Here is a 13,951-nt window from a genome sequence, read left to right on the forward strand (position 1 = left end):
ACATCGGGCCGCCTCCGGCGGCTGGCAGGACGTGTACCAGCACCGCTCGCAGGTGCTGGGCTGCGAGATGAAGGTCGCTGTCTACCTGCCGCCACAGGCGGCCACGCAGAAGCTGCCGGTGCTGTACTGGCTGAGCGGGCTGACCTGCACCGAGCAGAACTTCATCACCAAGGCCGGTGCGCAGCGCTATGCCGCCGAGCACGGGGTGATCCTGGTGGCGCCGGACACCAGTCCGCGCGGCGATGACGTCGCCGATGCCGAAGGCTATGACCTGGGCAAGGGCGCCGGCTTCTACCTCAACGCCACCGAGCAGCCGTGGGCGCCGCACTACCGCATGTACGACTACGTGGTGGATGAGTTGCCGGCGCTGATCGAGGCACATCTACCGGCAAGCGAGGCGCGCAGCATCAGCGGGCATTCGATGGGCGGGCATGGCGCGCTGGTGATCGCGTTGAAGAATCCGGGGCGCTACCGCAGCGTGTCGGCGTTCTCGCCGATCGTCGCACCCACCCGCGTGCCGTGGGGACAGAAGGCCTTCGCCGCCTATCTGGGCGAGGACCGCAGCACCTGGTCGGCCTGGGATGCCAGCGAACTGGTCGTCAGCGCCGAAGAGCGTCTGCCGTTGCTGATCGACCAGGGCGGCGGCGATGAATTCCTCGCCACCCAGCTGCAACCGCAGTGGCTGCAGGCCGCCTGCACCGCCGCCGGCCACCCGTTGCAACTGCGCCTGCAGCCGGGCTACGACCACAGCTACTACTTCATCAGCAGCTTCATCGGCGAGCACATCGCCCACCACGCCAAGGCGCTGCACGCCTAGAGCCACCCCGCAGGCGAGGCCGAAACAAGGTAGAGCCACCCCATGGGTGGCTGCACGGATGGCACCAGAGCATGCGAGGCTGCGATGCCGGATCGAAGAGCAGCCACGCATGGCGTGGCTCTACCGGGCGGCAGCGGCAGCACCGGCCAGGAAGGCGTTGCACGCGTAGAGCCACCCCATGGGTGGCTGCACGGATGTCAGCAGGCCATGCGGGGCTGCGATGCCGGATCGAAGGGCAGCCACGCATGGCGTGGCTCTACCGGGCGGCAGCGTGAGTACCGGCCACGGCGGCGTTGCACGCGATGTTCAGCAGGTAGAGCCACCCCATGGGTGGCTGCACGCGATGTCACCAGGTCATGCGGCGCTGCGATGCCGGATCGGAGGGCAGCCACGCATGGCGTGGCTCTACCGGGCCGGCAGTACCGGCCACGCATGGCGTGGCGCTACGCGTCGTCTTCTTCGGCGGCTTCGCGGCCCTGCTGGCGGATCAGGGCCTCTTCGCGCGCATCGTTGATCGCGTGGCGCACGCTGTCCAGGTCGATGGTGGTCTCGTCGTGCACGAAGGTGCCGGTGAGCGGGCTGTCGGGCAGCAGGTCGCCGGCTTCGAACAACGCCCACATCTCCTCGCCGTACCAGCTGTCCAGCAGCTCCGGCGCGAACCGGCCCAGGTAGGCGGTGAGGTTGTTGACGTCACGCAGCAGCATGCTGCGCGCGGCGTTGTTGCCACCGGCGCTGACCACCTGCGGGAAGTCGATCACCACCGGGCCGTCCGGGCCCACCAGCACGTTGTACGGCGACAGATCGCCGTGGATCAGGCCGCAGCACAGCATGCGCACCACCTGGCGGACCAGGGTCTGGTGGAACTCGCGTGCCTGGTCCGGCTCCAGCTCCACCTCGCCCAGCCGGGCAGCGGAGAAGCCGTCCGCGTCGGTGACCAGTTCCATCACCAGCACGCCGTGGTAGTAGCCGTGCGGCTCGGGCACGCGCACACCGGCGTCGCGCAGCTGGTACAGCGCGTCCACCTCCGTGTTCTTCCAGGCGGTTTCCTGCTGCTTGCGCCCGTACTTGCTGGCCTTGCCCACCGCACGCGCCTCGCGGCTGCCACGCACCTTGCGGCCTTCCTGGTACTGCACGCGCTGCTGGAAGCTGCGCTGGGCCATGTCCTTGTAGACCTTGGCGCAGCGCACATCGTCGCCGCTGCGTACCACGTATACCGCTGCTTCCTTGCCGCTCTTGAGCGGGCGCAGCACTTCATCGATCACGCCGTCGTCGATCAGCGCCTGCAGGCCTTGGGGGGTCTTCACGGAATCTCGGGGTTGTGGCCGGCGCCAATGCGCCCGCCGGAAAGGGGGAGGGATTTTCGCATCTTCGGGGCGGCCCGGCCATCGGCGGCCGGTGCCAGCCGTTCAGCCCGACGGCCAACCCGGCTCACGGCAGCCCCTGTTCCCCCCGCAGAACCGGGTACGGGTTGAGCGATTCGCCCTTCCACCACTGCTTTTCCGGGCCCAGCGCATGGATCTCGAAGTGCAGGTGCGGCGCCTCCGGGCTGGCATTGCCGGTACTGCCGACATAGCCGATCACCTGGCCGCGCTTGACCTGCTGCTTCTCGGCAAGGCCATCGGCGTAGCGCTGCAGGTGGGCGTAGTAGTAGCAATACCGGCCACCGGGCTCGAACTGGTACACGGTCAGCCCACCGCGGGCGCTGTCGAACAGCTTCTCCACGGTGCCATCGGCCACGGCCAGTACGGGCGTGCCAGCCGGGGCCAGGATGTCGATCGCATCGTGGACGCGGCCTTCGCTGCGCGCATCCGTGAAGGTGTCCTGCAACTGGGCAGCGGTGATGCCCTGGACCGGCAGCAGCAGGCCGGTGCCATCGGCCGGGGCGGGCGTCGGGGCGGGCGTCGGGGCGGACGGCGCGGCAGCGATCGGCGTCGCCATAGGAACCACCGCCGTGGAGCTTGCAGTGCTGGCGACGGCGGCGGGAACGGCGCGTGCCGGCGCCGCCAGTACCGCCGGCGATGTCAGCGCGACGACGGGCGCGTCTTCCGCGCGCGGCCCCAGCCACCACCAGCCTGCCACGCCGATCACCAGTCCCAGTGCGAGCAGTTTGGGCAGCGTCATCGCATCACTCCTGCATCACCACCGGCACCGAGGCGTCCACCGCGTCGGCAACCTGAAGGGCATCCCAGTTGGTCATGCGCACGCAGCCGTGCGATTCGGTCTTGCCCACGTGGCCCGGCTCGGGCGTGCCGTGCAAACCGTAGTGTGGCTTGGAGATATCGATCCAGACGCGCCCGACCGGATTGTTCGGGCCGGGCGGCAGCAGCGCCTTGCTTTCCTTCTTGCTCGCATCCCAGAACAGCTTGGGGTTGTAGTGGAAGGTCGGCTCGCGCGAGATGCCCAGGATCTTCCAGGTGCCGATCGGCAGCGGATCGTGCTTGCTGCCCGACGACACCGGGAACTGCGCGTACACCTTGCCCTGTGCGTCATACAGGCGCAGGGTGGAATCGGACTTGTCGATCACCAGCTTGGCCGCCTTCGGCAACGCGGCCGGGGCGATGTTGGGTACCTGGATCTCGCTGCCGGCCTTGGCCAGGTCGACGCCGGGGTTGAGCGTGCGCAGCAGCTCGGGCGACGCATGGAACCGTTCGCCCAGCGACTCCTGCACGGAGGTGAAGCCCAGCGCCTTGAGCTTGGCCTGCTCGGCCGGCTTCTTCGGGATCGGCTGGAACGGGCCGGCCACGTCCTCGGCGGTGAGCGTATAGCGGGCAAGCACCGGCGTGGTGTCCGGCTGCAGCGCCTGCCAGGTGGCATCGTCGAGTTCGCCGGTGACCTTCAGCCCACGGGCGGCCTGGAAACCGGCCACCGCACGCTTCTGGTTCGACCCGGGCAGACCATCGATTTCGCCGGGCGAGAAATGCACGCGGTCCAGCAGGACCTGTGCATGCAGGTCCGAGCGCGCACCGGTGGCCGGGGCGGCGCTCTCGGCGATGGGCGCCGGCAGGGCGGCCGGGGTCTGCGCCCACGCCGGCGCAGCGCAGGCCAGGGCGAGGGCAAGGAACGGGGCAGTGGCGCGCGGGCGCAGGGTCATCGAGAACTTCCGGTACGGGACTGGATTTCACCTTGCCGCAGCAGCCTGCACGCGTGCCGTGAAAACGCTGACGGGCACCTGAGTGCGATGGCGAAGGACGCGGCGTATACACGCTGTGAAGCGCATCGAATCGTTGATCGGCGCTGTACAGGATCCGCGCTATCGTGGGGCGACATCGTTCCGGGCAGGGGATCGCATGGCAGCATGGTTGGCGGCGTTGTACCTGTTGTGCCACGGCGTGGCCCTGGCGTTGCTGCCGGGCCATGCGCAGGCGTTGTCATTCTCGTTCCTGATCGGCGCGCCCCTGCTGGCGGCGTTTGCCTGCCTGTGGCGCATGCGATTCAGCGAGGCCCGCGTGGGCTGGCTGGCACTGGCGGTGGGCATGGTGCTGTGGGCTGGCGGCATGGCACTGAACATGTACCAGGAAGTCGGACGCGGCAATCCCGATGCGACGCCCGGCGCGAGCATGCTGCTCTACGTGCTGTACGGGGTGCCGCTGACATTTGCGATGGCACACCCGCGGCATGAGCCGTGGTACCTGGTCGTCATCGACGGTGCGCTGGCGGTGCTGCTCGGCTACCTGTTCTTCGTGCACACCTTTTCCTTCGCCACGATGAGCGATGCACCGGCGCAGGGGGTCAACAGCCTGCGCCTGATGTTCGACATCGAAAACCTGTTCATCGCCGTGTTCGCGCTGGTGCGTTACCTGGCCAGCGAAGACGGCTTTCGGCGAGTGTTCTTCCGCGCGTTGTCGGTGTTCGCTTGGCTGTATCTGGCGATGGCCGCCTACATCAACCACTTCGCCACCGACGCCAGTTACGGCGGTCTGACCGACGTGCTGATCGACCTGCCGTTCCTGCTGCTGGCACTGCTCGCCCTGCGCGGTGGTGCGGAGGTGGAGGACGCCACGCCGCGCCGGCTGGCATTGGCGGTACGCGCCGGCAGTCCGCTGATCCTGCCGGCCGCGCTGCTGGTGGTATCGGCCTTGATGGTGGACCGGCACCCGCACCTGGCGGTGGTCGGCTTCGCACTGGCCACGCTGGGCTCGGGTCTGCGTGGGGTGGTGATGCAGGTGCGCGCGATGGAGCGCCAGGACCAGCTGGATGTGCTGTCCCGTGTGGACGCGCTGACCGGGGTGGCCAACCGCCGCCAGTTCGACCAGGTACTGCAGGCCGAATGGAGCCGCGCGCGGCGCAACGGCCAGGGGCTGGCGCTGCTGATGGTGGACATCGACCATTTCAAGCAGTTCAACGACCGCTTCGGCCACCCGCTGGGGGATGCGTGCCTGCGCGAGGTCGCCACGACGCTGGCCGGCTGCGCCACGCGCGGCTCGGACGTGGTGGCGCGCTACGGAGGGGAGGAGTTCGCGGTGGTGGTTCCGGCAACGACGCGCGACGGCGCGCTGGCGCTGGCCGAGACCATGCGGCGAGCGGTGGGGCGGGTGCGCCTGGCCTCGCCCGGTGCGGTCAGCCAGATCGGTGTGACCGTCAGCATCGGGGTGGCGCACATCGCGCACGTCACCTCGTCCGATCCCGGTGGCCTGCTGGCGGCCACCGATGCGGCGTTGTACGAGGCCAAGCGGCACGGCCGCAACCGGGTGGTGGAGGCGCAAGTTGGCGTGGCTTCCCTCGCGGGCGCGACGCCGCGATGACCCGGTCGCTGCGGCGTCACGCCCTGCGCCGCTCGTAGTCAGGCCCCGTCGCGCACTTCCACCAGGACCGGGCACGGGGCATGGTCGATGGTCCATTGGCCGACGGAACGCTCGAACAGGCGTTCCATGCCGGACAGATGCCGGTGCCCGATCACGATCAGGTCGCAATCGTGCTGTCGGGCGTAGTCGCACAGCACCTGCGCCGGTTCGCCCGCCGGATGGCTGGCCACGGCGTCGATACCGCGCTCACGCAGCGCGTCCAGGGCCTGCTCCAGCAACTGCGCCGCCTGCTGGCGCTGGGCATCGGCGGCGCGGTACTCAATGCGATCGCTGCGCGGCGCAGCATCGTCCAGCGCATAGGCCGGATCGAGCACGCACAGCAGGTGCAGACGGGTGTGCGGGGTGGCCAGCGAGGCGGCCAAGGCCAGCACGCGGGCGTGCTGGGGGCCGCCGTCAATGGCGACCAGGAGGCTGTTGAACATGGGGCAGCTCGAAGCGGAGGGCGGCATGGTCGCGCAAAGCACGCCGGGCACCCATGCCGTGCGCCGCAGGCATGGATTGCGCTGAACGCATGGGTCTGGGATTTGGCATGTCGTAAAGTGACCGTCTCCCCCCAGCGCGCCACTGCCATGCCTGACCTCAACCTGCTGCTTGCGCTGGATGTCCTGATCGACGAATGCAGCGTGGTCGGTGCCGCGCGCCGGATGAACCTGAGCGCGCCGGCCATGAGCCGCACGCTGGGCCGCATCCGCGAGGCGGTCGGTGATCCGGTGCTGGTCCGCTCCGGGCGTGGCCTGGCCCCCACCCCGCGCGCCTTGCAGCTGCGCGAGCAGGTGCGCGAGGTGATCGAGCAGGCCCACCTGGTGTTCAACGCCGGCCGCGAGGTCGACATGATGACCCTGGAGCGCACCTTCAACATCCGCGCCAACGATGTGTTCGTGGGCACCTACGGCGGTCGCATGCGCGAACTGTTCCAGGCCCAGGCGCCCCGCGCGGTGCTGCGCTTCGTGCCCGAAGGCGATGGCGACGACGATGCCATGCAGCAGGGCCGCATCGACCTGCACATCAGCACTGCCGGCAGGCACGGCGCCGATACCAAGGTGCAGAACCTGTTCAGTACCTCCTTCTTCGGCGCCGCGCGCGAGGGCCACCCGATCTTCGACGCGGAGATCACGGCCGAGCGCTTCGCCGCCTTCGACCACATCGCCGTGTCGCGGCGGGGAGTGTCGTATGGGCCGATCGACGAGGAGCTGGCGACGCTGGGCCTGGTCCGCCGCGTCGCACAGATCATGCCGACCTTCCACTCGGCGATCTTCGCCGCCGCCGATTCGGACCTGATCCTGCCGCAGATGCCCAGCGTGATGCTGGGACGGCTGGAGCGGCTGGGCGTACCGCTGCGTCTGTTCGAACTGCCGATCCCGGTGCGCAGCGTCATTGTCGTACAGGCATGGCATGCGCGGCTGGACAGCGATCTGGCGCATCGCTGGCTGCGCCGCAGCATCAAGCACATGTGCGACGCAGCGTCCGCCGTGGCCTGAGTTTCAGCGGTTGCACGGCCGTTGCGGGTGACCTGCGGAGCGTGCGTTGGACGCACGTCAGAAGTGGCAGGCGCAGCATTTTTCGCAGCACTCCCACTGCCTAGACTGCCGCTCCCCGTCGTGGAGTGATGCCATGTCAACGTTGTATGCCGTGTCCCGCGCCCTCGCAGGCGGTGCACGATGAGCGCGGTTTCCACCGCGCTGCCCAACACTGCACCCGCATCCGCAGCACCGGTGCAGGGCGCGTTCGGCCTGCGTCTGGCGGTGGGATTGTGTGGCGTGCTGCTGGCGGTGCTGATCTCGGGCATCAACGAAAACGTCACCAAGGTGGCGCTGGCCGATATCCGCGGGGCGATGGGTTTCAGCGTCGATGACGGCAGCTGGATCGTGGCGCTGTATACGGCGATGTCGGTCAGTGCGATGGCGTTTGCGCCGTGGTGCGCGGTGACCTTTTCGCTGCGGCGCTTCGCACTGTGCATGATCGGTGCCTTCATGCTGCTGGGCGTGCTGTGCCCGCTGGCGCCGGACCTGCCATCGTTGTTGATCCTGCGCGCGCTGCAGGGCCTGGCCGGGGGCGCGTTGCCGCCGCTGCTGATGAGCGTGGCGCTGCGCTTCCTGCCGCCGGGCATCAAGCTGTACGGGCTGGCCGGGTATGCGCTGACCGCTACCTTCGGCCCCAGCCTGGGCACGCCGATGGCAGCCCTGTGGGTGGAGTACGTGGGCTGGCACTGGGCGTTCTGGCAGATCGTGCCGTGGTGCGTGGCCGCGATGGCGATGATCGGCTGGGGCCTGCCGCAGGACCCGCTGCGGCTGGAGCGTTTCGCACAGTTCAACGGGCTGGGCCTGGCGTTGGGCCTGCCGGCACTGGTGATGCTGGTGCTCGGGCTGGTGCAGGGGCCGCGGCTGGACTGGTTCGCCTCACCGCTGGTCTGCGCGCTGCTGGGCGGCGGCAGCGGGCTGCTGGTGCTGTTTCTCTACAACGAATGGTCGCACCCGCTGCCGTTCTTCAAGTTGCAGCTGCTTTCCAACCGCAACCTGAGCTATTCGCTGATCACCCTGGGCGGTGTGCTGTTCGTACTGTTGGCGGTCATCCTGATTCCCTCCAGCTTCCTCGCCAGGGTGCAGGGCTATCGTCCCCTGCAGACCGCGCCGTTGATGCTGTGGGTGGCCATTCCACAACTGCTGGCGCTGCCGTTGGTGGCGACCCTGCTCAACCAGCGCCGGGTGGATGCGCGCTGGGTGCAGGCCATTGGCCTGGCGATGCTCGGGCTGGCCTGCTGGATGGGGGCGCAGCTCACCACCGAGTGGAACCGCGACAACTTCATCCTGATGCAACTGGTGCAGATCTTCGCCCAGCCGATGGCCGTGCTGCCCTTGCTGATGCTGGCCACCGGCGGTCTGGCCCCGGCCGACGGTCCGTTCGCCTCGGCTTGGTTCAACACGGTCAAGGGCTTTTCCGCCGTGCTGGCCGGTGGCGTGCTGGAAGCGGCGACCACCGTGCGCAGCCACTTCCATTCCACCGTGCTGGTCGACCGCCTGGGCAACGCGCCCGGGCTTGACGCCGGTGCGGCATCGCTCAGCGCGCGCCTGCACGCCCAGGTGACCGCACTGACCTCGGCCGACCTCTACCTGCTGGTCGCCGTGGTGGCCATTGCGTTGATCGCGCTCATCCCGTGGCTGCCTACCCGTATCTTCCCGCCACGTGCCGTGGCTTGAATTCCAGGAACTCCCCCATGTCCACCTCCCGCAAACACGTTCCGCTGACCGTCGCCCTGGGCGTGGTCGTCCTTGCCACCGGCGGCTGGCTGCTGCTGCGTGATGGCCGCCACCAGCACACCAACAATGCCTACGTCACCGCCGACTTCACCGTGGTGGCGCCGAAGGTCGCCGGCTTCGTCAGCGAGGTGAGCGTGGCCGACAACCAGCCGGTCAAGGCGGGTGACGTGCTGGCGCGCATCGACGACCGCGACTACCAGGTGGCGCTGGCCGCCGCGCGTGCGGACCTGGCCAATGCGCGTGCGCAGCTGGCCAACGCGCAGGCTGCGCTGGCCCAGCAGGATTCGCTGATCGACCAGGCCCGCGCGACGCTGGATGTCAGCCAGTCCGAGCTCACCCTGGCCCAGGCCGACCAGCGCCGCTATGGCGAACTGGCCCGCGACGGCGCCGGCACCGTGCAGAACGCGCAGCAGGCGCAATCGCGCCAGGCCGTGGCCAGCGCGCACCTGCACCAGGGCCGCGCGGCATTGCTGACCGCGCGCCAGCGCACCGACATCCTCAACGCCGGTGTGCAGTCCGCGCAGGCGGCCGTGCAGCGTGCCGAAGCGGCGCAGGCGCGCGCCGAACTGGATCTGTCGCATACCCAGCTGCGTGCCCCGATCGATGGCGTAGTCGGCCGGCGTGCGATCCGGGTCGGCGCCTACCTGACGCCCGGCACGCCGGTGCTGGCGGTGGTGCCGTTGCAGCAGGCCTTCGTGGTCGCCAATTTCCAGGAAACCCAGATGACCCGCATGCGCGCCGGGCAGAAGGTGGAGCTGCAGGTGGACGTATTTCCCGGCCAGTCGCTGCACGGCCGCATCGACAGCATCGCCCCGGCCACCGGCGTGACGTTCGCGGCGGTGGCGCCGGAGAACGCGACCGGCAACTTCACCAAGGTGGTCCAGCGCATCCCGGTCAAGATCGTGCTGGACAAGGAGCAACCGCTGCTCGGGAAGTTGCGTGCGGGCATGTCGGTGGAGGCCAGCGTGGACCTGGACAGCGGCCGCCATGGGCTGGATGGAGCGGGCGCATGAGCGGCCGGATGGAATGGCGCGCGCTGTCGCTCGGCATGCTGTGCGTAGCGCTGTCGGCGTGCACGTTGGGGCCGGATTTCGTGCGTCCCACCGCGCAGCTTCCCGCGCAGTGGCAGGGTACGGTGGTGAACGATGCCGCGCTTGCCACCGATGCGCAGTGGTGGGCGGGGTTCGACGATCCGATCCTGACGGCGCTGTCCGCTGAGGCACGGCAGGCAAACCTGGACATCCAGCTGGCCGCCAATCGTGTGCAGCAGAGCCGTGCTGCACGCGGCGTCAGCGCCGCCGAGCGCCGGCCCGCTGTCAGCGCCACCGCCAGTGGGGCGCGCGCGCGCAACAGCGAGGTGGGCTTGAATGATCCTTCGGGCAACGCCGGGCGCGAGGACTACGGCCTGTTCCAGGCCGGGATCGGGCTGAGCTGGGAGCTGGACCTGTGGGGCCGGGTACGACGCCAGCTGGAAGCGGCCGATGCGCGCGTGCAGATCGCCGACGAGGACGCGCATGCGGTGCAGACGGTCGTGCTGGCCGAGACCGCGCGGAACTACCTGCAGCTGCGCGCCACCCGCGAGCTGCTGGCCATCACCGAGGACAACCTGCGGATCGCCGGTGACATCCAGCGGTTGACCGAAGCACGGCAGCGCCAGGGCGTGGCGAGCACGCTGCAGGTTGCAAGCGCGGCGGCCCAGGTCGCCGCGCTGGAGGCGCGCATGGCGCCGCTGCGGCATCGCGACGCGCAGCTGCGCAATGCGCTGGCGATGCTGCTGGGCCAGCCGCCGCAGGCGCTGGACGCCACGCTGACCGGCCTGCGCCGTGACTGGCCGGCCCTGCCGTCGCTGGCGACCGGGGTACCCAGCGAACTGGCCGAGCGTCGCCCGGACATCCGCCGCGCCGAAGCGGCCTTGCACGCGGCCACCGCTTCGATCGGCGTGGCCAAGGCCAGCTTCTTCCCACGCATCACGCTCAATGGCGATGCCGGCTTCCAGTCGAAACAGCTCGATGCGCTCGATGGGTGGGACGCGCACCGCTTCAGCATCGGTCCGGCCATCAGCCTGCCGATCTTCCAGGGCGGCCGGCTCAAGGCCAACCTCGCCTTGAGCCGCCTGCAGCAGCAAGAGGCCGCGCTGCAGTTCCGACGCACGGTGCTGCAGGCGTGGCATGAAGTGGACGATGCGATCGATGCGTACGCCAGCGAGCAGCAGCGCAGCGACCACCTGCGCATCGCGGTGACGGAAAGCGAGCGTGCACTCGGTGCGGCACGGCGGCAGTACACCGCCGGCGTGGTGGACATGCTCGACGTGCTCAGCACCCAGCGCATCGCGCTCGACAACCAGGCCGCGCTGGCCAACAGCCAGGCCAGCGCGGCGATCGCGCGGGTGGAGGTGTACCGGGCGCTGGGCGGTGGCTGGCAGGGAGACGATGCGGTCGCAACGACGGCGACGTCAGGCGCCGGGGCCGCGCATCCCTGATCCGCCGTCCACGTGCCGTCGGGCCGGCCCCCGGCGGCCCAGCAGTCTGTAGGGCAGGTAGCCGATCATCAGCACCGGAATCACCGTCAGCGCGGCCCGGATCACGGTGCCACCCTCAGGCTGGGTGCTCCAGATGACCTCCAGCAGCATCATGCCGATCAGCATGATCGGACCACCGGCGGCGATCAGGATGACGCCGCGGACGCGGCGGTTGGGGACGAGGTAGACGACGCCGTCGGCCGGCACCGCGGGCGGCGCCGGTGCAGTCGGGCGAGGGCGGGGCGCGGACGCGCGGGCCGGATCCACTTCCTCGCGGAATGGCGCCTGCGGCGGCGACAGCAACGCCTCGAGGTCGGTGCGGTCGATGAGAGTGCGGAGTTTCGGGTCCACGCGGCATTCCATGCGTAAAGGCCGCCATGACGGCGGCCCGGTTCCAGTGTCGGGCGGCATGCGCGGCCCGCTCTGGAGAGCGGCGAGGGCAACATGCGGTCGGCACATTACCATCGCATCGCGCTTCAACGCACGTCGCGCAGCTCCCAATGATGCCCGGCCAGCATGCGCAGGCGCTGCTTGAACACATCGCTGTCGATGTTGGTGGTGGCCACCAGGTTGATGCGCAGGTCATCCTGCGAGCCGGTGACGGTGGCTGCCGGATCGGTGGCCCCCCATTGCGCTTCGACCGCGTCCGGGTCGGGCTGCTTGGCACGCCACTTGTCGAACAGGGCAGTGCTGCGCAGGGCATCCTGCAGCTCCTCGGCGAAGCCGGCGGCGCCCTGGGAGTGGAAGGAAAGGTCTGGATCGTTGCCGCGGGCCTTGGACGGGTCCGGCAGGCTGATGTGGTACTGCGCTGACATGGTTACCTCCATTGAATGCTGCAAGGCTGGCAGAGCCGCAGTGCAATCGGTGTGCAGATCGGCAGCTCAGCCGTTGAACGCATGCGGTTCGTCGGCAAAACCAATGGTGACCGCACCCTTGCCGACATTCACCATGCCGGTCAGGCTCATCACCGACTCGAACAGTTCCGCCCCGTGCGCCTGGCAGGTCTGCTGCAGCGTGGCATAGCCGGGCAGGGCCCGCAGGTCGGCCAGTTCGCCGCCGTAGCTGACGCACACGGTGGGCGTCATCAGCCCGGCCTTGACCCGCTGGCCGACGAAATCGAACAGCTTCTGCACCGCGTTGTCGAAGCCCTTGATCTTGGCCACCGGCCCGGTCTGCCCGCGGTAGCCATGCAGCACCGGCTTGATGTCCAGCGCGCTGCCCAGCGCCGCGCTGAGCAGGCCGACGCTGCGGTCGCCCTTGTGCCGGGCGCGGGCGCGCATGTAGTACAGGTCGCGCGTGACCATGTAGCCGTGTACGTTCTGCGCCAGCATTTCCAGCCGTTCGCGGATCTGCTGCACGCTCACGCCACTGGCGCGCAGGCGTACCGCTTCCACCGCGGTCACGCCCTGTGCGGCGAACAGGTTCTGGGTGTCGAGCACGCGCAGGGCAAACGGCGTGTTGAAGCCGGCTGCCTGGCGCACCGGCTTGTAGTCGTTGAGGATCGCGAAACTGGCCTGCATCGCGTTGTCGTGGATGGGGCTGCGGGTCTTGGTGATCGTCATGCAGAACACATGGTCGTAATCGATCACCAGCTTGCCCAGGAACAGGTCGCGGATCTGGGTGACGCTGAACGGAATGGTCTCCGCTTCGGCACCGTGTTCGGCCACGTGGGCATGCAGGAAGCTGAGCGTGGCCTGCTCGTCGCGATGGTCGGCGAGCACGGCGTCGCCGATGCGCACCGTGATCGGCAGCAGCACGATGTTGTGGTGTTCGATGAAGTCCTGCGGCAAGTCGCAGGCAGAGTCGACGACGATTCCGATGCGCATCCTGAGCCCCCCTCAAGGCCGGTTGTAGGTTCGGAAGTGTGAAAGCTATCTCAAAATCGTCGGCGCTGCCTGAGCGGCCAGTCAGCTTGCGGGTCGGCTGCGCTCCACGGCTACCGGCAGGTCATCGATCCGTGCCCATTCGCCGCGCTGCAGCATGCCCGGGTCGGCCAGCACCGCCTGCATCAGGCCATGCGCCTCGTTGCCCCAGAACAGGTCGCCGTCGATGGCCAGGGTGGGTACCCCGAACACCCCGGCGCTGATCGCCGCCTCGGTGTTCTGCCGCAGCTGCTCCTTCACCGACGGCGCCGACACCGCCGCGGCCACGTCGGCCACGTCCAGCATCGCGCCCGGCAGGGCCAGGGCGGCGGGGGTATCGGCGGCGTGGCCGTCGCGCCAGATCCAGTTGAACAGGATGTCCACAGCCGCGTGGCTGGCCTCGGCGGCCAGGCACAGCCGCAGCGCGGCCAGCGGATTGAACGGGTGCCCGGGCGGGAAGCGCAGCGTTACTCCTTGCTGTTGCGCCTGCCACAGCACCTGACGGTAGGTGAAGCGGCGCTTGGCCGGGATCTCGGCCGGGCCCAGGTTGCCCAGGTGGTGCAGCACCGCGCCGAAGGCAATCGGCACCGGGGTGATCTGCTCGAACTGCGGCAGCTGCTTGAGCTGCTGCCAGTGCAGGTAGGCGAACGGCGAGACGAAATCGAAGTACCAGCGCAGCGCCATCGGAAATTCCTTGC

Annotated in this window: 14 protein-coding genes; 6 read left to right on the top strand and 8 right to left on the bottom strand. The window is 69.0% G+C overall.

The genetic code is table 11. The features are described from left to right. The coding region (fghA, locus tag RTO53_RS13150) for an S-formylglutathione hydrolase (RefSeq protein ID WP_312238203.1) at window positions 1-817 on the top strand (817 nt) is incomplete at its 5' end. Between the two features lie 443 nt (window positions 818-1,260). On the opposite strand, the gene RTO53_RS13155 is transcribed toward fghA, so the two are convergent. From RTO53_RS13155 to RTO53_RS13165, 3 genes are all read right to left on the bottom strand, one after another. Next, window positions 1,261-2,121 carry a PA4780 family RIO1-like protein kinase gene (locus tag RTO53_RS13155; RefSeq protein WP_312238204.1) on the bottom strand — a complete coding sequence of 287 codons (861 nt, stop codon included), beginning with the start codon at window positions 2,119-2,121 and terminating at the stop codon, window positions 1,261-1,263. Window positions 2,122-2,245: 124 nt separating this feature from the next. Beyond that, the gene (locus tag RTO53_RS13160) at window positions 2,246-2,938 is read right to left on the bottom strand and encodes a M23 family metallopeptidase (protein WP_312238205.1); all 693 of its coding nucleotides are present in this window, start codon (window positions 2,936-2,938) and stop codon (window positions 2,246-2,248) included. 4 nt (window positions 2,939-2,942) lie between these two features. After that, window positions 2,943-3,908, bottom strand: a complete 966-nt coding sequence (locus RTO53_RS13165; protein WP_312238206.1) for a L,D-transpeptidase — start codon at window positions 3,906-3,908, stop codon at window positions 2,943-2,945. Between the two features lie 196 nt (window positions 3,909-4,104). Here RTO53_RS13165 and RTO53_RS13170 point away from each other — a divergent pair, with 196 nt between their 5' ends. After that, the gene (locus RTO53_RS13170; protein WP_312238207.1) at window positions 4,105-5,559 is read left to right on the top strand and encodes a GGDEF domain-containing protein; all 1,455 of its coding nucleotides are present in this window, start codon (window positions 4,105-4,107) and stop codon (window positions 5,557-5,559) included. A gap of 38 nt (window positions 5,560-5,597) precedes the next feature. Here RTO53_RS13170 and RTO53_RS13175 read toward each other — a convergent pair whose 3' ends face one another. Beyond that, window positions 5,598-6,041 carry a universal stress protein gene (locus tag RTO53_RS13175; RefSeq protein ID WP_312238208.1) on the bottom strand — a complete coding sequence of 148 codons (444 nt, stop codon included), beginning with the start codon at window positions 6,039-6,041 and terminating at the stop codon, window positions 5,598-5,600. 147 nt (window positions 6,042-6,188) lie between these two features. On the opposite strand from RTO53_RS13175, the gene RTO53_RS13180 reads away from it, so the two are divergent. From RTO53_RS13180 to RTO53_RS13195, 4 genes are all read left to right on the top strand, one after another. Beyond that, a complete protein-coding gene (locus tag RTO53_RS13180; protein ID WP_312238218.1) occupies window positions 6,189-7,097 on the top strand; it encodes a LysR family transcriptional regulator in 909 nt (302 codons plus the stop codon). 180 nt (window positions 7,098-7,277) lie between these two features. After that, window positions 7,278-8,813, top strand: coding sequence for an MFS transporter (locus RTO53_RS13185; RefSeq protein ID WP_312238209.1), 1,536 nt, complete (start codon window positions 7,278-7,280; stop codon window positions 8,811-8,813). Between the two features lie 17 nt (window positions 8,814-8,830). Next, window positions 8,831-9,886, top strand: a complete 1,056-nt coding sequence (locus RTO53_RS13190) for an HlyD family secretion protein (RefSeq protein ID WP_312238210.1) — start codon at window positions 8,831-8,833, stop codon at window positions 9,884-9,886. Then, window positions 9,883-11,352: an efflux transporter outer membrane subunit gene (locus tag RTO53_RS13195; protein WP_312238211.1), complete on the top strand. Its 1,470-nt coding sequence runs from the start codon at window positions 9,883-9,885 to the stop codon at window positions 11,350-11,352. Before RTO53_RS13190 ends, RTO53_RS13195 begins: the two co-directional genes overlap by 4 nt. On the opposite strand, the gene RTO53_RS13200 is transcribed toward RTO53_RS13195, so the two are convergent. From RTO53_RS13200 to RTO53_RS13215, 4 genes are all read right to left on the bottom strand, one after another. After that, window positions 11,326-11,742, bottom strand: coding sequence for a hypothetical protein (locus tag RTO53_RS13200; protein ID WP_312238212.1), 417 nt, complete (start codon window positions 11,740-11,742; stop codon window positions 11,326-11,328). The genes RTO53_RS13195 and RTO53_RS13200 overlap by 27 nt on opposite strands. Window positions 11,743-11,867: 125 nt before the next feature. Beyond that, complete coding sequence (locus RTO53_RS13205) at window positions 11,868-12,206, bottom strand: hypothetical protein (protein ID WP_312238213.1); 339 nt, start codon at window positions 12,204-12,206, stop codon at window positions 11,868-11,870. Window positions 12,207-12,272: 66 nt separating this feature from the next. After that, window positions 12,273-13,217 carry a DegV family protein gene (locus RTO53_RS13210; RefSeq protein ID WP_312238214.1) on the bottom strand — a complete coding sequence of 315 codons (945 nt, stop codon included), beginning with the start codon at window positions 13,215-13,217 and terminating at the stop codon, window positions 12,273-12,275. Window positions 13,218-13,298: 81 nt separating this feature from the next. Next, window positions 13,299-13,937, bottom strand: coding sequence for a DsbA family protein (locus RTO53_RS13215; RefSeq protein WP_312238219.1), 639 nt, complete (start codon window positions 13,935-13,937; stop codon window positions 13,299-13,301). Between the last annotated feature and the right edge of the window lie 14 nt (window positions 13,938-13,951).

Source organism: Stenotrophomonas sp. (assembly GCF_031995405.1).
Taxonomy (GTDB): Bacteria; Pseudomonadota; Gammaproteobacteria; order Xanthomonadales; family Xanthomonadaceae; genus Stenotrophomonas.

Excerpts from the sequence above, each read along its gene's own strand:
- RTO53_RS13165 (WP_312238206.1), bottom strand. The coding sequence starts at position 3,908 with ATGACCCTGCGCCCGCGCGCCACTGCCCCGTTCCTTGCCCTCGCCCTG.
- RTO53_RS13170 (WP_312238207.1), top strand. The coding sequence starts at position 4,105 with ATGGCAGCATGGTTGGCGGCGTTGTACCTGTTGTGCCACGGCGTGGCC.
- RTO53_RS13175 (WP_312238208.1), bottom strand. The coding sequence starts at position 6,041 with ATGTTCAACAGCCTCCTGGTCGCCATTGACGGCGGCCCCCAGCACGCC.
- RTO53_RS13185 (WP_312238209.1), top strand. The coding sequence starts at position 7,278 with ATGAGCGCGGTTTCCACCGCGCTGCCCAACACTGCACCCGCATCCGCA.
- RTO53_RS13180 (WP_312238218.1), top strand. The coding sequence starts at position 6,189 with ATGCCTGACCTCAACCTGCTGCTTGCGCTGGATGTCCTGATCGACGAA.
- RTO53_RS13205 (WP_312238213.1), bottom strand. The coding sequence starts at position 12,206 with ATGTCAGCGCAGTACCACATCAGCCTGCCGGACCCGTCCAAGGCCCGC.
- RTO53_RS13195 (WP_312238211.1), top strand. The coding sequence starts at position 9,883 with ATGAGCGGCCGGATGGAATGGCGCGCGCTGTCGCTCGGCATGCTGTGC.
- RTO53_RS13160 (WP_312238205.1), bottom strand. The coding sequence starts at position 2,938 with ATGACGCTGCCCAAACTGCTCGCACTGGGACTGGTGATCGGCGTGGCA.
- RTO53_RS13215 (WP_312238219.1), bottom strand. The coding sequence starts at position 13,937 with ATGGCGCTGCGCTGGTACTTCGATTTCGTCTCGCCGTTCGCCTACCTG.
- RTO53_RS13190 (WP_312238210.1), top strand. The coding sequence starts at position 8,831 with ATGTCCACCTCCCGCAAACACGTTCCGCTGACCGTCGCCCTGGGCGTG.
- RTO53_RS13210 (WP_312238214.1), bottom strand. The coding sequence starts at position 13,217 with ATGCGCATCGGAATCGTCGTCGACTCTGCCTGCGACTTGCCGCAGGAC.